This is a genomic window from Pseudomonadota bacterium (assembly GCA_040752895.1).
Classification (GTDB): Bacteria; Pseudomonadota; Alphaproteobacteria.
Genome location: JBFMHN010000003.1, coordinates 64,570 through 80,587, shown reverse-complemented (window position 1 = coordinate 80,587; position 16,018 = coordinate 64,570). Strand labels below are relative to the sequence as shown.

The following is a 16,018-nucleotide window of genomic DNA, read 5'->3' as shown; positions in this document are numbered from 1 at the left end:
CGCCATGAAACACCTTCCGGCCATCGTGGCGAACCTTGCCTTCGCGCTTTTCGTTTCACCCGCTGCGGCCATTACCGTTTACGTTTCGAACGAAAAGGACGACACGATTGCCATCCTCGATGGCGAGACAGGTGTGTTGAAGCAAACGGTCACCGTCGGCCATCGCCCGCGCGGGATCGTCCTCAGCCATGACAAGAAGACGCTGTATATCTGCGCCAGCGACGACCACGCGATCCAGGCCCTGGATTTGAAGACCGGGAAAGTCACGCATAGCTTGCCTTCCGGAAAAAACCCGGAAACCTTTGCCCTGCATCCGAACGGCCGGCTTCTCTATGTCTCGAACGAAGACGACAACCTGGTCACCGTCGTCGATGTGGAGAAGCGCAAGACGGTGGCCGAGATACCGGTCGGCGTCGAGCCCGAAGGCGTTGGCGCAAGCCCGGACGGACGGTGGGTGGTCGCCACGTCCGAGACAACGAACATGGCCCACTGGATCGATGCGAAAACAAACACCGTTATCGGCAACGTGCCGGTGGACAGCCGCCCGCGGCGGGCGGCCTTCACGCCGGATTCGAGGGAAGTCTGGGTTTCCAGCGAAATCGGCGGCAGCGTGAGCGTCCTTGACGCCGCCTCCCGCAAGATTACGCAAAGGATCACCTTCGCGATTCCCGGAATCGAAAACGCAAAAGTCCAGCCGGTCGGCATCGCCCATGGCGCGAAAGGGGAAAGGTCTTTCATAGCCCTTGGCCCCGCGAACCACGTCGCGGTCGTGAACCGCAAAACCTACGAGGTGGAGAAATATCTTCTGGTCGGAAGCCGGGTCTGGAATCTCGCCTTCTCGCCGGACGAGAAGTGGCTCTATACGACGAACGGCGCCAGCAACGACGTTTCCTTCATCGATGTCGCAACGCTGAAGGTGCGCAAATCCGTTCCAACGGGCCGTTTCCCTTGGGGGGTCGATGTCGGACCTTAACGCAAATAAAGACGCCGCCCTTTACGTCGAAGGGGTGGACTTCCGTTACGGCGCAAGGCCGGCGCTCGAAAAAATCCATTTTGCCATCGCGCCGGGCAGCTTCACCGTGCTTTTGGGCCCGAACGGCGCCGGGAAAACGACGCTTTTTTCCCTCATCACGCGGCTTTACGACACGCAAGAGGGCGCCATCTGGGTGAACGGCTTCAACCTTCGCAAGGATCCCTTGCCGGCCCTTGCCGCCATGGGAGTGGTTTTTCAGCAACCCACGCTCGACCTCGATCTGACGGTGCGCCAGAATCTTCTCTACCATGCCGCCCTTCGCGGAATGCAAAAGAAGAAGGCGCTGGCGCGGATCGAAATCGAGCTTCGCCGCTTCGACATGGCTGCCCGCCAGAACGAAAAGGTCCGCGCCCTGAACGGCGGACACCGGCGACGGGTCGAGATCGCCCGTGCCCTTCTTCATCAGCCGCGCCTTTTGTTGCTGGACGAACCGACGGTCGGGCTTGACGTGCCGACGCGCCGCGCCATCGTCGAGCACGTGCACCGGCTTAGCGAAAAAGAAGGCATCGCCGTCCTCTGGGCAACCCACCTGATCGACGAGATCGCGGCGAACGACCGGATCGTTCTGCTGCACGAAGGCCGGGTCCGGGCGCAGGGCGCGGGCGCGGAAGTAACGGCAGCGGCGGGTGGTCGTACGATCGAGGAAGCGTTCACGAAACTAACAGCTAAGGAAACGGCGGCATGAACGGTGGCCATTACCTACGCTGCTTCCTCGGCATCCTTACCCGGGAGGCGCTGCGCTTCGTACACCAGCGTGAACGCTTCTTCGCCGCGCTGGTCAGGCCCCTTATCTGGCTTCTCGTCTTCGCGGCGGGGTTTCGGGCCGTACTTGGGCTCGCCATCCTCCCTCCCTATGAGACCTATATCACCTACGAGGTCTATATCGTTCCCGGCCTCATCGGCATGATCCAGCTTTTCAACGGGATGCAAAGCTCCCTTTCCATGGTGTACGACCGGGAAATGGGCAGCATGCGCACGCTGCTCATCAGCCCGCTTCCCCGCTGGTACCTGCTGGTCTGCAAGCTGGCGGCCGGGACTTTCGTATCTATTTTGCAGGTCTATGCTTTCCTCGGCATCGCCTGGTTCTTCGGGATCGAGGCGGAAGCCCTCGGCTACCTTGCCCTATTGCCCGCCCTTGTCCTGTCGGGCCTCATGCTTGGCGCGCTTGGCTTGTTGTTTTCCTCCGCCATCCGCCAGCTCGAAAACTTCGCGGGTGTCATGAACTTCGTTATCTTTCCGATGTTCTTTTTGTCGTCCGCGCTTTACCCACTCTGGAAGATGCGCGAATCGAGCGTCCTGCTTTACGAGATCTGTCGCTTCAACCCCTTCACCCACGCCGTCGAAATGATTCGCTTCGCCCTTTACGGTGAAGCCAACCTGGCGGCAATTGGCGTTACCGCCGCCGTCTTTGCCGCGTTCCTGGCGCTTGCCGTCCTCGGCTATAACCCGGCGCGCGGCATGATGCAGAGGAAAACGGGGATTTAAGCCCTTTCGCCGCCCTCGGAACCCGCGTTACGGGCTTCGAGAAGCAGGTTTCGGAACGTTGCAAGGACGGTGGGGTCGGCGCGCTCGGATCGCGGCGCGGTAATCGCAACGTCCGCCAGCACGGCAGCCGGCGATCCAGAGAGGACAAGCACGCGATCGGCAAGCGCGATCGCTTCGTCCGTGTCATGGGTGACAAAAAGCACCGCGGTTGGCCTTGCCCCCCAGATTTCCAGCAGAAGGCGGCGAAGCCGCCCGGCCGTCGGCGCATCGAGAGAGACGAAGGGTTCGTCCATCAAAAGCAAATCCGGCTCGACGGCAAAGGCCCGCACGATCGCCGCACGTCGACATTGGCCGAGGGAAAGTTTTTCCGGGTAGGCATCCTGGAACGCCGTCAAGCCGGCGTCCTCAAGCAGCGAGTCGATAAGATCCGCCTTCGCTTCGGGCCGTTCGAGCGCGAGCGTCACGTTCTCGCGGGCCGTCCGCCACGGCAGCAGGCGCGGGCTCTGGAAGACATAGCCAATGACCGGGGACGCCCTGCCGGAAGCGGTGGAAAACCGCACGCTTCCCTCGTAAGCCGGATCGAGGCCGGCGATCAGATTGAGAAGCGTTGTCTTGCCGCAGCCGGAGGGGCCAAGAATCGCCAAGAATTCCCCTTCGCCGGCGGCGAAGCGAAGACCGCCCAGGATCTCGCGCATCCCCTTGCCGTCGGGGTCGGGAAACCGTTTCGTACGAACAGCAACCTCGATCCCGCTCATCGCCGCCACCGGAACGCCAGACGATCAAGCGGGCGAAACGCCACCATTTCGATTACCAGCACGATGGCGATGAAAGCGACCGTGTAGGCGAGGATCGAAGCGACATCGAACAACTGAAAATAGAGGTGCAGCTGGAAGCCGACGCCGTCGCTGCGCCCAAGCAGCTCGACGACGAGGACAATCTTCCAGATCAACGCCAAACCCGATCGGGCGGACGCCAGAAAATAGGGTGAAAGTTGCGGCAGGATGACATGGCGAAGCATCCGGAAGGGACCAAGACGGAAACTCCGCGCCATTTCGAGGAGGTCGCGATCAAGGGCGCGGGCTCCCTCGCGCAAGGTGACCGCGACGTTCGGAATCTTGTTCACCGCCACGGCCAGAATCGCCGACGCCTCGACCAGCCCGAACCAAACATAGGCCAACAGAATGACGATCAGCGCCGGCACGTTAAGGAAAATAACGAGCCAACTGTCGAACAGGCGGTCAAGCAGAGGAGAACGCCCCATTGCAATGCCGATAGCGGACCCGATCGCCATGGCCAGCACGAAGCTTGCCGCCACGCGGGCAAGTGTAATGGCGATGTGGTGGGGAATTTCGCCGCTCTGCGTGCCCTCGATCAGGACGAAAAGAACGGCACCCGGCGGCGGCAGGAGGCGGCTGCCGAGCGCCATCGCGCCCAGCTCCCAGGCCAGAAGCAAGAGGAGAAAGGAAGCAAGTCGTAGGCCAATTTCCTTCCACCGGGTCCTGTTCAAAAACGGTCCCCTTCCCAGAACGTTCCCGCGGCAAGGGCGTCGTACCCTCCCGTCACCGCCTTCCCGCCGATTTCCGAAAGAATTTGGAAGAGAGCATGGGCGGATCGGCGTTCCTCGCTTCCCCAGTGTTCGAGAAGGCCCCGTCGATACGCATCCCGCACGGCATGAAGCTGGGTCGCATTTGTCGCCCGGGTAAGCGGGGCGATCCGGTCCCATTCCGAATCCGATTCACGAAGGATCGCCTTCGCCTCGCGGGAGGCGGCGAGGAAACCCCGCACCGCCTCGAAATTTCGCTCCGCCCAGCTTTCCGAAAAGACGTAACCCAGAAAGGGGACACGGCGATCAATGCCCAAGCGCTTCGCAACCGCCTCGGTGTCGGTAAGTTTACGAAATCCGCTCGCTTCCAGCATCGCCACGTCCTGCCAATAGGTAAGCACGGCGTCCACACGGCCGGCTTCCAGTTCCGATCGCAAAAGCGGCGGGGCACCAAAGACGACGTCCCCTGCCTCGGCAAGTTGCATCCCTTCCTCCCTGGCGGCCACGGCTTGCAAAAGAAGCCAGTTCTTGTCGATCGCCCCACCCGCCACGCCCAGGCGGCGACCGCGAAGGCTGGCGAAAGACCCAATTGAAGAGTCCGCCGGTACGACAAGCCCGCCCGCCCAGGCGCCATAAGGTGCAAAGGTGACGTCGGACCCTCCCTGACGAACCCTGGAAACCCATAGCCAGTCGGAAAGGACGACGTCCACCCGGCCCGCCTGAAGCGCCACCTGCAAGGCCTGGGTGCCGGCAAGGCCCACACGCTCAAGCGCGAATCCGTGCTTCCGGTCAAGCCCGTGGTGCGCGATCACCTCAAGTTCCCAGGCAAGGGAGCCATATTCGAGCACGGCAAGGCGGATCGGCGAAGCCTTTTCCGCGGCGGCGGCATGGGCGGCAAGCAACGCGAACGCGCTGGCAAGAAAGGCCGCGGCCGGTTTCCAAATGGTTTGCCATAGCGGCATTACGACGCCCTTTCTCGCCTTCGACAAAGCCCTTGCCTCCCTCGGCGTGGAAAGGTCATACTTTGCATGGAATTGTCGGAAACGAAAAGATAACACGGCCAAAGGAAACGGATATGCGGAAGCGGTGGAGAAAGCCTCGGATCCAAATGATCCGCATCGGCCTTGAGATCAACGCGTACGCCTGCGCGGAAGGCTGATCTCACCCCTTTAAGTTTTACACGATCCACAAGGAACCACCCAAAATAGGAGGCGTCGGGTGTTGCAGATTCTCGTCCTGGGATCGGCGGCCGGCGGCGGCGTCCCTCAGTGGAACTGCAATTGCGCGATCTGCCGGCGTGCGCGCCTAGGCGATCAAAGGGTGCGTGCGCGCACGCAGTCTTCCTTGGCGGTGCGGGCGGATGAGGGCCCATGGTTCCTTCTCAACGCCTCGCCCGACCTTCGCCAGCAGATAACCGACAACCCTGCCCTGCACCCGGCGGACGAAAAAAAGCGGGGAAGCCCAATCGGCGGCGTCCTCGTGACGAACGCCGACATTGACCATATCGCAGGACTTCTGACCCTTCGCGAGAGCGAGCCTTTAAGCCTTTACGCGACGAACCGCGTGCAGGAGACGCTTTCCGCGAACCGCGTTTTCCATGCGCTCAACCCAGCGTTCGTCCAGCGGAAAACCTTTACCCTGGATTTGCCGATGCCGCTCGAGAATGCCGCGGGCGAGCCTTCCGGCCTCGTGGTCGAGGCCTTCACCGTCCCCGGCAAGGTCGCACTTTATCTGGAGAACCCAAAAGCCGGACCCAATTTCGGAAGCGTGCCGGAAGACACGATCGCCCTGCGAGTGGCATCCGCGGCCGAGGACAGCTATTTTTATTACATCCCCGCCTGCGCCGCCTTCCCGGAGGGGCTGGCGGAACGCTTGCGCGAAGCGCCGCTCGTCTGCTTCGACGGAACGCTTTGGCAAGACGATGAAATGATCGCGACCGGGGTCGGCGCCAAGACGGGCAAACGGATGGGTCATATGAGCATCTCGGGCGAAGACGGAACCCTTGCTGCCTTCCGACCGCTACGGGTGAAACGGAAGGTCTTCGTGCATATCAACAACACGAACCCCGTGCTGATAGAGGATTCGCCCGAACGCGCGATCGCAACGGGGGAAGGCTGGGAAGTGGCCCAAGACGGGATGGAGATCCGGCTGTGAGCGGCCCCCCTTTGACACCGGAGGCGCTGGAAGCGGCGCTTCGCGCGATCGGGGAGGAGCGTTACCATGACAAGCATCCCTTCCACGCCCTTCTCCACGGCGGAAAACTGCGGAAAGGCCAGGTGCAGGCTTGGGCCCTCAACCGCTACTGCTACCAGGCGCATATCCCGATCAAGGACGCCACCTTACTTTCCCGGATGACGGACCCGGCCTTGCGGCGCACCTGGCGCGTACGCATCGAGGACCACGACGGCACGCCGGAACGCGAGGGCGGCATCGCGCGCTGGCTGAAACTTACGGACGGGCTTGACCTAGCCCGCGAGGACGTTGTCGCCATGAAAGGGGTCTTGCCGGCCACGCAGTTCGCCGTCGAGGCGTACGTCCACTTCGTTCGCGAACGGCCGCTTCTGGAAGGAATCGCCTCTTCGCTTACAGAACTCTTCGCGCCGAAAATTCACCGCGAGCGTATCGCCGGGATGCTGGAACATTATGACTTCGTCAGCGAGGCAACGCTTGCCTACTTCCGCAAGCGTCTGGACCAGGCGACACGGGACGCCGACTTCACCCTCGACTACGTCAAGCGGGAAGCGCGAACGGCGGAAACGCAAGCCGGTGTTTTGCAGGCGCTGCGCTTCAAGTGCAACATGCTATGGGCGCAGCTCGACGCGCTGCATCACGCCTATGTCGAACCCGGCAAGGTGCCCCCCGGCGCCTTCCGGCCGCAGGAGAACCCATGAACGGGCGGCACCTGCTGGAGGGCGAATCAAAGCCTCGGCTCACCCCCCACGTCCGGCTTCGTTTCGATGAAAAGCGCGACCGCTGGGTCGTGCTGGCGCCCGAGCGGCTTTACGTGCCGGATGAGATCGCCATCGAAGTCTTGAAGCTGTGCGATGGAAAGGTTTCGGTGGGCGAGATGATCGAGGGACTCGCCGAGCGCTACCAAGCTTCGCGCAAGACGATCGAAAAGGACGTTCTGGAGCTTCTGCAAGGCCTCGCAGACGAAGGGATCCTCGTCCCATGAAGCCACCTTCGCCACCGCTTGCCTTGTTGGCGGAACTTACGCATCGCTGCCCGCTGCGGTGCCCCTATTGCTCGAACCCGGTTGCCCTCGAGGACGCCAAAACCGAGCTTGCGACGGAGGAATGGCGCCGCGTGCTGGAAGAAGCGGCTTCGCTTGGCGTCTATCAGGTCCATTTTTCCGGGGGCGAGCCACTTCTTCGCAAGGACCTTTCGGACCTTGTTCGACATGCAAGCGCGCTTGGACTTTATACGAATCTGATCACTTCCGGCATCCTCCTGGACGAAGCAAAGGTGACGGCCCTTGCCGAAGCCGGCCTCGAACACGTGCAGCTAAGCCTTCAGGACGCAACCGCCGGGCCCGCCGATCGCGTCGCGGGGTCTCCCGGTGCGCATGAAAAGAAGCTCAAGGCCGCCCGTCGCGTGCGCGAGGCGGGCCTTGCGCTTACAATCAATTGCGTCTTCCATCGCCAAAATCTGGAGCGCTTAAGCGAGGTGATCGCCCTGGCTCTTGAGCTTGGCGCCGGCCGGCTGGAGATTGCCCATGCCCAATACTATGGCTGGGCTATCGCCAACCGAGCAGCACTTCTGCCCGATCGCGAGCAGCTCGAAGCGGCAAACGCCGTCGCCGCCGAGGCCAAGGAACGCCTGACCGGCGTGCTCGCCATCGATTACGTTCCGCCGGACTATCACGCAAAATACCCGAAGGCCTGCATGGGCGGGTGGGGCAACCAATTCCTGAATGTCACCCCCTCGGGCAGGGCGCTCCCCTGCCACGCCGCCGAGACGATCCCGGACCTTCGTTTCGAGAGCGTCCGGGAGAAGAGCCTTGCCGACATCTGGGAAGAATCGGGAGCCTTCCGGCGTTTCCGCGGCACCGGCTGGATGCCGGAACCCTGCCGGTCCTGCGACCGGCGCGAGGTCGACTGGGGCGGTTGCCGCTGCCAAGCCCTGCTGCTGACGGGCAACGCCGCCAACACCGACCCGGTCTGCGAACTTTCCCCGGAGCACCACCGCATGCAAGAGCTGGCGGCAAGCGAGACCCTTCGCGAGCCCCCACCCTTCCGCTACCGCCGGATGGGCAGCTAGACGGCTAGCGCGCGGCCAAAAATGGCCTATTCCGGCTACAAGCGACGGGGAATGGGTTGCAAGGCGCTTATATCTTTTGGATACTGTCGGCCGGTTTTACGGGCCTCGAACGTTCTGGAGAAAATAGATGAAAGTATCGAAGTTTCTAGGTCTTGCCGTTGCCTTCCTCGGCGTCCTCGCCAGCGGGTCTGCCCTGGCCGACGGCGATGCGGCAAAGGGCGAGAAGGTTTTCAAAAAATGCATGGCCTGTCACACGCTGGAAGCGGGCAAGCACAAGGTGGGCCCGTCCTTGGCCGGCATTTTTGGCCGCAAATCGGGAATGGCGGAAGGCTTTAGCTATTCGGACGCGATGCAAAAAGCCGATATCACCTGGGACGCGGAGACCCTCTCGAAGTATCTTGCCGACTCGAAAGCAGTCGTTCCGGGCAACAAGATGGCCTTCCCGGGCCTGAAGAAGGAAGACGACCGCGAGAATCTGATCGCCTATTTGAAACAAGCGGCAAAGTAGCCTTACCCGCTATGCTTGCCTGACGGCGCCGCGCCCGAAAAGGACGCGGCGCCGTTTTCGTGAGAGCCCCCGTTAAAAAGGAGAGAAAGTGGCTATCGGAGCATCTCTTCGATTTGGCGGAGCCTGTCCTCCACGGAAATCGGCATCTCGGAAGTGATCTCGAGCGCCCGATCCTCGTAAACGTTTCGATCCGGATATTTTTCCTGCCACGCGCGGACGGAAACGTCTCGGCGTGCAACGAGATCGAAGATTTCCATCTCAAAGAATCGAAGCATGGCCGTGATCCAGCGGTTAACCGGCAAGGAGGGGCGCGCCTGATCCATTTTGAAGACTTTCACCATCCGGCAAACGTCCTTCGCCGCGTACCAAACCTCGCCCGTCACCCAGCGATTCGTGGTGAAAAGGCTGATCGGATAGCCATAGTCGTCCATGGCAATGGCAACCAGGTGACTGAGGGCCGCGTTCTCGCCCTCCGGCAGTGCAAGATCGGACAAAGGCGCCGGCCGGATGCCCGCCGGCATGCCTTGCGGCCGTAGAAAAGTGTGAAAGTGGCCGTGTTCCTCCCGATCCCCTCGGTGCGCATGGTAGTAGTACTGGGAATGGGTTTCCGCATCGAAGGCGTCCCCCTCGGGGTAGTGGTTCCATTGATAGAAAGTGCCCTGGCCGCGAAGCAATTCGCCGACGATATTGTCGTCCGTCTTGTCGAGAAGGCGGTGGTATTCGAGGACTTCCCGCCCGGCCGCTTGCATGGCCTTAAGCCGGGGTCGGGAAATCGGATGTCGGGCGTTCCGTTGCATTCTAAAAGAGGGCCCTAGGTCTCCAAGCGCACGAAAAGGTTAATATTATTTCTTCATTAAAATCAATATGTTATAAAAAAACTGGCGCGCCTTAAGTCCAAAGGCGTCGGCGGCAGAAGGCAGATGATAATAACTGGATTTTCCGTTCAGTTGAAAATATGTTAAGCAATTCAAGGTGCCTAGGGGGCGCTAGCAACAAAAAACGTAAAATATTCAAATCGAAATTTAAGGACAGTGAGGAAACACACCATGCGTTCAAGTTTTGTGAAGTCCCTTCTGTCGTCCGGAGCGATCCTTCCATTGATGGTTGGAACCGGCGTCATGATGACCGCCGCATTCGCCATGAGCGCATCTGCCAGGGCGGAAACCGTTCACGTACCCTTCTTTCCCTTCGAACAAATTGCCGAAGGAAAGGACGCGCCACCGGCGTTCATGCGGGGCGGACATGAATACAATGTCGTCAATTCGACGTTCGACGGGAATCCCGCACGTCAGAACTTCATAAAGCTAGAGCCCAATCAATACCGCTTCTACCCGGACCCGGTGGATAACCCCGGCACGTTCTATGCGCCGAAGGGCTGGCCCTTCAAGGACGGCGAGATCATTAAAGATGTCCAGGTCGAGGGCGTTGACCTTCTCGCGGAAGGTTTCGCCAAACGCTATATCCTTGGCGAAGACCATGCGCAACGCGTGCGGCCCGGCCAGCCGTTCAACTATGATTTGTTCGTTCTTGCCGTGACGTCGCTTTTCGCGACCGGACTTTACTGGGAAATCGTCGTCCACCGCGAAGGAGACGCGCTGGTCGTCAACGCCATTGAATCACCGGTCGTGCGCGGTCAAGTCGTGGGCCGCGAAGACCTGATGTCGGCGGAAGAAAAGGCCGCTCTCGAAGCGCAGAACAAACTCACCAAGAAAGAAGCGAATGCGCTCTACCACGCTGTTCTCTTCAAGATGATCGAGAAGTGGGAAACTTCCGGCAACGAGGTCGTTTCCGAATACACCGAATGGAAACGCTATAATGTCGTTCCCTTTCATACCGACGCCTTCGTAGGCGATTACTACATCAACCTCTATTCGAACGACAAGGTGGAGGAGTGGGGTAACTTCGACCGAATGCCGGCTGGAACGATTCTGGTGCTGGATAGCTTCCATGGCGATGCGAACCGCACGGGTTCCTCCGCTAATTGGAAAGCTGGCGAATTGATCATCATGGAGAAGATGGAGAAAGGCTTCAACGCCGCGACCGGCGACTGGAAATTCACGAGAATCGACGACAAGGGCAAGGCTCAGGATATCACGAAAGAAAAAGGCGTGAGGTCTGCTTACCTTGTTAATATTCCCGATGAGTACAAGAAGAAGATTTATTTCTAGTCCTGTCTGTACGTTCGCACGGAATCACGCATTGGGGAGCGCTTCGGCGCTCCCCTTTTTTTGCCCCATCCTTGAGAGGGCGCCGCTAGCCGTGAGTTGATTTAAATCAACTCTGGAAGCGGCGGTTTCATCCAAGATACTACCCATCTCTAGATTTTCGAATCTTCATCAAAAAAAGACAAAGGTGAAGATAGAAGGAGGCGTCCGATGGGTACCGTTTTTCTGAAGTCGTCAAAATTCCTATTTTATGCCGGCTTCTTACTTACGCTCCTCATAACCACTCCCGGCTCTCCGCGCGCGGAAGAGCCGGCGACCCCGGAGGAAGCCGAGAAAACATACGACGCGCTCCGTCGAGCCATGGTGGATAGCTACCAGGCCGGCGGCAATCCCATTGCGGCCACCTACATGGGCTGGCAGCGGTTCAACTCCGCCCCCTTCCTTTCCGGAACGCACGGTGCCCGCTATGTGAACACCTATGGGAATGAGAAAGCGAGCGGCTATGGCCTGTTCGAAAAGGGCGGACCGTTGCCGAAGGGCGCCATCCTGGTGAGGGACAGCTTCATGGTGTCGGACGCCTGCCTGACCGGTGACGTCGTGTTTGGTGAAAAGACCCCCCCCGGCGTTATCGCCTGCGTAGGGCCGCTTTTCATCATGGAAAAAATGGAGAAAGGTTTCAACCAAGCAAGCGGCGATTGGCGCTTCACGATGATCTGGCCAGGGGGAACCTTGTTTGGCACGACGAAAGGACCGGGGGCAAAGAACATAGATTTTTGTATGAATTGCCACGAAGTGGCCGAGAAAGACGATCACATCTTCTACACCCCGGAAGAATACCGCCCAAAATAGCCGGCGCAGGGAAGCAATTGCCGGAGAATCCTAAAGAAAAACCGGGCAGCGCAACACGCGCTGCCCGGCCATTGTTTTGTTTACCACTTCGCTTTTTTTACGGCGTTTAAATTGATCTGCTCGGGATCAATGTCGGTGTTAAACCGCAGGCCGTCGTCCGTCATCAAGATGGTCGCATGCCCGATGAGGAAATCGAAGGTCGCCGACCAACCTGGCCATAGAACCACGCCATTCGGGTCGTTCTCCGTCGGAAAGACGTGATAGCCTTGGATCGCCGTTTTCCAGAGATTGCCCTTCGGTGTAAAGAACTCCCCCAGATATGGGGTGAAGAATTCCGCATCGATATAAAGCAATTTCCGGCTATAGGGATGCCGTTCCGGTGTTTTTGCCTCAACAACATAGACGTCGCGAGGTTCCCACGTATCGACCGGGTTCCAATGAGGCGGATTAGCCAGATCGAAAAGGGATAATTGTTCCCGCGGGGTGTGGGCGTCTTTTTTCCAGAAAGGCTTGGAGGTATTGGCGATCACCAGCATTTTCTTTTTCGCGATCACCTTGAATTCCGGGTACCAGGTCGGGTGCGCGCCAATGATCATCAGATCATCCGTCAAAAGATCCGTGGACCCCAGCTGATCCATCCAGAAGTCCCCGGAAAAGCGTCGGACCTTGCGTGCAGCCACGGCATAGGCCAATAGCCAGTCCGGATCGCCGTTCACATAGCGGATAAGAACCAACCCGTTCCCCTTGAGATCCTGAGGCGCGGTCAGAACGGTCAGGGTCTTTTCGAGGATTCGTTTATCCTCTCCCACCCCCTCGCCGCGGCGCAACGCACCCCGCACGAAAACGCGTTTAACGAACTGCTTCTGGAGCCGCTCAAGCCCCGTTTTTTCATTCACGAGAGCAACCACCGTGTGCGGGTATTCCTGGCTGTCGCCCTGCGCCTTGCCCAAATAGACGTTCCACATGATCTTGAGACCGGCCTGCGGGTCGTTGAGATCGATGTCGGGGAAAGGAACGCCAGCTTCCCATCCTTCCACCTGACGGGTTGCAACGTCTAACGTTACCTTCCCACGGTTAAGATTTGTGGCCGCCACCCATTTTGGGTCCTTTGGATGGGGCTTTGAATGCGCGAGCTTCATGGTCAGACCCTTCTCGCGGATCTGCCACTGAAAGTGCTCGGAAATAAGGCTTTGGATAGTTGCCCCCTCGAAGGTTTTATCGAGCAGGGAATCGAGACTTTCGGCACTGACGATCGTTCCATCGGGCACTTCCTCGGCGCGAGCCGGCGCACCGAGCAGGATCCCCGCGGCAAGGACGGCCACCCCCCAAATCGCTCTTGTTTCTGCCAACATCCGTCCCCCCCTTATCAATCTTGGAACCCTTTAGCATACAAAGAGTTCAGAAAAATGCTAGATGCGCCAGGGAGGGGCGTTGGACATGCTTCCGTTTCGGCGGGGCGGCTTTCCCGATAAGCCTTGGCCTCAACCCGCAGCGAACGGCTTACCGGGACGGGCCCCCAAGGAACCTCCGTATAGAGGCCGCGCACCGTTCAATCGGCGTGGATCACGCCATCGGGATGGAATGCGTGATAGGCAAAGGCAAAACCGATGTCGTGAACGACATCCTCCAGGCCGGTCGCGGTTTTCCGCTGCACGGTGACGTTTCCGACGTCGTGGCCGTCACGGATGCGCTCGGCGTCCAGCGCCGAGTTCTGACCGGGTTCCCAGGTAAGGATCAAATCCCCGACAACGACCTTTCGCCGTTCCCGCAACAGTTTCAGACTCCACGCCTCCTTGCCGACCGAAACGACACGCTCCAACGGTGCCACCTTTTCCGGTAGATCGCCCCGGTAGAGGAATGGAAACTGGCTGCCGTCGTACCCGGCGTAAGGGTTGCGGCCATACGCCCGCATGCGGGGAGAATTCGGGACCAGCACGCTTCCCTTCGGAGCATGCTCGCGAAATCGCGCAAAGGATTCGATCCGGGAGGGAAGAAAAGCAAGTTTTTCGCCGGTAAGCTCGCCCACAATCGCCTCGCCGGTAAATTGCTGCCACCAGCTTTCCGTCTGGCGATCGTACATCACGAGGTCCGACCGGCGGAGCTTGCCCGTCGTGCCGAAGGAAAGAGTCTTGCCCTTCAACCTCCGATCGAAGACGACCGCCGAGTTGCAGAGCGGGCAGTAAGTGACGGTGATTGGCACCGTTCCAATCTGGTCGTTGACGATTTCGTGCCATATCAGGATTTGGAGAGGGTAGGCACGCGTTTCACCGCCGATCGTTACGCTGATTACCGGTTCCTCTTCACCCAGCGTCTTGATCGCGGCGATGGGCTCAAATTTTGGATTATCAATGGCCGGGATACCGTCCTTCGAAGGCCCGCCGGAAGCGATTTCCCCAAAATCGATCGCGGTTTTCGCAAAATCCGTGCGCGGCCATTCCGCCCGCCACTTTCTCACATCGCTAGCAACGGCGTCTTGCGCCAACCCACAGGCAAACAATATGCCAAGAAGGCAAGCACCCACTACTAACCGCGGAACCCCTCCTTTTCGTCGCATGGCGTACCCCTGGTTCGGTTTGACCCTTACCTTTTTCGATACTCTTCAGGGAGGAAGAATAGATAATCATAGTCTTCCGCCGCCGCGTGGCAGGCCGCGCAAAATTCAACTTTGTCGGAATTCTTGCCGTTTGTCGTTCCAAAGATTTGGCCGTTCGGCAACACCATCGTATAACGCCAATCGCCGGTTTCGGCGTTGAAGCCGGCCCCCATCTTTTCCATGACGAAAAGCGGCCCGATCGGGGACTGCGAGGCGGCACCGCACGGGTTGCATGGGTTGCAACTTTTTGCCGCGCAAGGGTTCTTGGCGGCACAGGGATTTCTCGCTGCGCAAGGGTTCTTCGCCGCACACGGGTTGCAGGGATGGCAGCCTTTCATCCCCGTACTCATGAAACTGTCCTTCACAAGGATCGAACCTTTGGGAAGCTTGCCCGCCTTTTCGAACTTGCCATACGCGGCAGCCTTTTCATTCGCGTAGTTGTTTACATAGCGCTCGCCATGGGTGGCGGAGATATAAGGAACCGTGTTGTAGCGCTTCCAATTCTGGTATTCCGACGTATAGGAAAGGCCGGATTTTTGATAGGCCTGTGCCGTCGCCTTGCGGTTCTTCTCGTAATGGGCGGCGGCTTCCTTGTCCGAAAGCTTCGGCCCCGCGGCAGCGGCCCCACACGGACCACACGGATTGCAGCTTTTCGCCGCGCAGGGGTTCTTCGCCGCGCAGGGGTTCTTCGCCGCGCAGGGGTTCTTTTTCTTGCTGTCGTAATAGCCCGCGAGCTGATCCGCCGCCCGGGCCGAAAGGCCGCCGGCCGTTATCCCGGTGGCGAGGACGCCGGCCCCCACCAACAGAGGAAGAACGGTGCCGGAAAGCAACATGGATTTCAAAGACTTCTGGGAACTTTCGTGCATCCTATCCTCCTGATCCCAATGGGTTTCTTCCGAAAAAGAATGGGAGCCAGCGCCAGCCTGCATCCTGGCCAAGCGTGTTCCGCCTTATTACCTTAGATGCCTGCGTGGCGAATTTCGTCGCATCACGGATTCGTGAGAAATGCCCCCGCGCCGCCTGTGGCGTCACGTAAGGGCGTTGCGGAACCGATTGACTTTCCTTATTTTTCACCCACTCATGGGCGGGGGAACGGAGAATGGAAAAGCTCAATCACAGGGATCGCGAGCAGCTCATTCAAACGCGGGCCGCTTGCGTCTGCCACAATCTCCGCCGTTCGGCGCGGGCGGTGACCCGGTTCTACGACGAGGCGCTGGCGCCAGCCCACCTGCCCGCCAACCAAATGGCTATTCTGGTTGGCATCGCGATCGCGGACCGGCCGACGATCTCCGCTCTTGCCCGGGACATGGCCATGGACCCTTCCACCCTTTCCCGGAACTTGCATCCCCTCGAACGGGAAGGCTTGATCCAAGTAAAGGCTAAATCGAAAGAGCGCCGGAAGCATCTTTCCGTAACGGCAAAGGGCATGAAGCGAATCAAGCAAGCGCTGCCTCTTTGGGCGAAGGCGCAAGCCAAGCTGGCCGAGCGGATGAAAGCCGGCCAGTGCGAGGGCGTGGTGGCTGACCTGGCCGCCATCACCTCACATGCTCAGGCTTTGGCCGAGCCGGCCTGAAGCCGAAGG

At 59.6% G+C, this 16,018-nt stretch carries 19 protein-coding genes; 12 read left to right on the top strand and 7 right to left on the bottom strand.

What is annotated here, in order from left to right; all coding sequences use genetic code 11:
- Nucleotides 1-4: 4 nt before the first annotated feature.
- The 3 genes from AB1781_06715 to AB1781_06705 are packed head-to-tail and all read left to right on the top strand — an operon-like array spanning nt 5 to nt 2,518.
- Nucleotides 5-973 carry a PQQ-dependent catabolism-associated beta-propeller protein gene (locus AB1781_06715; GenBank protein MEW5704265.1) on the top strand — a complete coding sequence of 323 codons (969 nt, stop codon included), beginning with the start codon at nt 5-7 and terminating at the stop codon, nt 971-973.
- Nucleotides 960-1,718, top strand: coding sequence for an ABC transporter ATP-binding protein (locus tag AB1781_06710; GenBank protein ID MEW5704264.1), 759 nt, complete (start codon nt 960-962; stop codon nt 1,716-1,718). The genes AB1781_06715 and AB1781_06710 overlap by 14 nt, the downstream gene beginning before the upstream one ends.
- Nucleotides 1,715-2,518, top strand: a complete 804-nt coding sequence (locus tag AB1781_06705; protein ID MEW5704263.1) for an ABC transporter permease — start codon at nt 1,715-1,717, stop codon at nt 2,516-2,518. The genes AB1781_06710 and AB1781_06705 overlap by 4 nt, the downstream gene beginning before the upstream one ends.
- On the opposite strand, the gene AB1781_06700 is transcribed toward AB1781_06705, so the two are convergent.
- The 3 genes from AB1781_06700 to AB1781_06690 form a co-directional block, all read right to left on the bottom strand.
- Nucleotides 2,515-3,273 carry an ABC transporter ATP-binding protein gene (locus AB1781_06700; GenBank protein MEW5704262.1) on the bottom strand — a complete coding sequence of 253 codons (759 nt, stop codon included), beginning with the start codon at nt 3,271-3,273 and terminating at the stop codon, nt 2,515-2,517. The genes AB1781_06705 and AB1781_06700 overlap by 4 nt on opposite strands.
- On the bottom strand, nt 3,270-3,944 hold the full coding sequence (locus tag AB1781_06695) for an ABC transporter permease (GenBank protein ID MEW5704261.1): 675 nt from the start codon (nt 3,942-3,944) through the stop codon (nt 3,270-3,272). The genes AB1781_06700 and AB1781_06695 overlap by 4 nt, the downstream gene beginning before the upstream one ends.
- Before the next feature lie 77 nt (nt 3,945-4,021).
- Nucleotides 4,022-5,023 (bottom strand): ABC transporter substrate-binding protein, encoded by a 1,002-nt coding sequence (locus AB1781_06690; protein ID MEW5704260.1) that lies wholly within the window; start codon nt 5,021-5,023, stop codon nt 4,022-4,024.
- 113 nt (nt 5,024-5,136) lie between these two features.
- On the opposite strand from AB1781_06690, the gene pqqA reads away from it, so the two are divergent.
- The 6 genes from pqqA (at nt 5,137) to AB1781_06660 (ending at nt 8,829) form a co-directional block, all read left to right on the top strand.
- Nucleotides 5,137-5,220: a pyrroloquinoline quinone precursor peptide PqqA gene (gene pqqA / locus AB1781_06685; GenBank protein MEW5704259.1), complete on the top strand. Its 84-nt coding sequence runs from the start codon at nt 5,137-5,139 to the stop codon at nt 5,218-5,220.
- Nucleotides 5,221-5,279: 59 nt separating this feature from the next.
- A complete protein-coding gene (gene pqqB, locus AB1781_06680; protein ID MEW5704258.1) occupies nt 5,280-6,215 on the top strand; it encodes a pyrroloquinoline quinone biosynthesis protein PqqB in 936 nt (311 codons plus the stop codon).
- A complete protein-coding gene (gene pqqC, locus AB1781_06675) occupies nt 6,212-6,952 on the top strand; it encodes a pyrroloquinoline-quinone synthase PqqC (GenBank protein MEW5704257.1) in 741 nt (246 codons plus the stop codon). Before pqqB ends, pqqC begins: the two co-directional genes overlap by 4 nt.
- Nucleotides 6,949-7,236 carry a pyrroloquinoline quinone biosynthesis peptide chaperone PqqD gene (gene pqqD, locus AB1781_06670; GenBank protein ID MEW5704256.1) on the top strand — a complete coding sequence of 96 codons (288 nt, stop codon included), beginning with the start codon at nt 6,949-6,951 and terminating at the stop codon, nt 7,234-7,236. Before pqqC ends, pqqD begins: the two co-directional genes overlap by 4 nt.
- A complete protein-coding gene (gene pqqE, locus AB1781_06665) occupies nt 7,233-8,321 on the top strand; it encodes a pyrroloquinoline quinone biosynthesis protein PqqE (GenBank protein MEW5704255.1) in 1,089 nt (362 codons plus the stop codon). The genes pqqD and pqqE overlap by 4 nt, the downstream gene beginning before the upstream one ends.
- Nucleotides 8,322-8,448: 127 nt before the next feature.
- Nucleotides 8,449-8,829 carry a cytochrome c family protein gene (locus AB1781_06660; protein ID MEW5704254.1) on the top strand — a complete coding sequence of 127 codons (381 nt, stop codon included), beginning with the start codon at nt 8,449-8,451 and terminating at the stop codon, nt 8,827-8,829.
- A 92-nt stretch (nt 8,830-8,921) separates the two neighbouring features.
- Here AB1781_06660 and AB1781_06655 read toward each other — a convergent pair whose 3' ends face one another.
- Entirely contained in the window at nt 8,922-9,578 is a 657-nt protein-coding gene (locus AB1781_06655; GenBank protein MEW5704253.1) for a hypothetical protein, read from the bottom strand.
- A 297-nt stretch (nt 9,579-9,875) separates the two neighbouring features.
- Here AB1781_06655 and AB1781_06650 point away from each other — a divergent pair, with 297 nt between their 5' ends.
- The gene (locus tag AB1781_06650; protein ID MEW5704252.1) at nt 9,876-10,997 is read left to right on the top strand and encodes a hypothetical protein; all 1,122 of its coding nucleotides are present in this window, start codon (nt 9,876-9,878) and stop codon (nt 10,995-10,997) included.
- A gap of 207 nt (nt 10,998-11,204) precedes the next feature.
- Nucleotides 11,205-11,843: a cytochrome P460 family protein gene (locus AB1781_06645; protein MEW5704251.1), complete on the top strand. Its 639-nt coding sequence runs from the start codon at nt 11,205-11,207 to the stop codon at nt 11,841-11,843.
- A gap of 80 nt (nt 11,844-11,923) precedes the next feature.
- Here the strand turns inward: AB1781_06645 and AB1781_06640 are convergent, their stop codons facing one another.
- The 3 genes from AB1781_06640 to AB1781_06630 all read right to left on the bottom strand — a co-directional run bounded on the left by AB1781_06640 (nt 11,924) and on the right by AB1781_06630 (nt 15,302).
- Nucleotides 11,924-13,195 (bottom strand): DUF1329 domain-containing protein, encoded by a 1,272-nt coding sequence (locus AB1781_06640; protein MEW5704250.1) that lies wholly within the window; start codon nt 13,193-13,195, stop codon nt 11,924-11,926.
- 197 nt (nt 13,196-13,392) lie between these two features.
- Nucleotides 13,393-14,298, bottom strand: coding sequence for a DUF3179 domain-containing protein (locus AB1781_06635; protein MEW5704249.1), 906 nt, complete (start codon nt 14,296-14,298; stop codon nt 13,393-13,395).
- A 125-nt stretch (nt 14,299-14,423) separates the two neighbouring features.
- Nucleotides 14,424-15,302 carry a hypothetical protein gene (locus tag AB1781_06630; protein MEW5704248.1) on the bottom strand — a complete coding sequence of 293 codons (879 nt, stop codon included), beginning with the start codon at nt 15,300-15,302 and terminating at the stop codon, nt 14,424-14,426.
- A 233-nt stretch (nt 15,303-15,535) separates the two neighbouring features.
- Between AB1781_06630 and AB1781_06625 the strand changes: the two genes are divergently transcribed.
- On the top strand, nt 15,536-16,009 hold the full coding sequence (locus AB1781_06625) for a MarR family winged helix-turn-helix transcriptional regulator (protein ID MEW5704247.1): 474 nt from the start codon (nt 15,536-15,538) through the stop codon (nt 16,007-16,009).
- Nucleotides 16,010-16,018 lie beyond the last annotated feature (9 nt).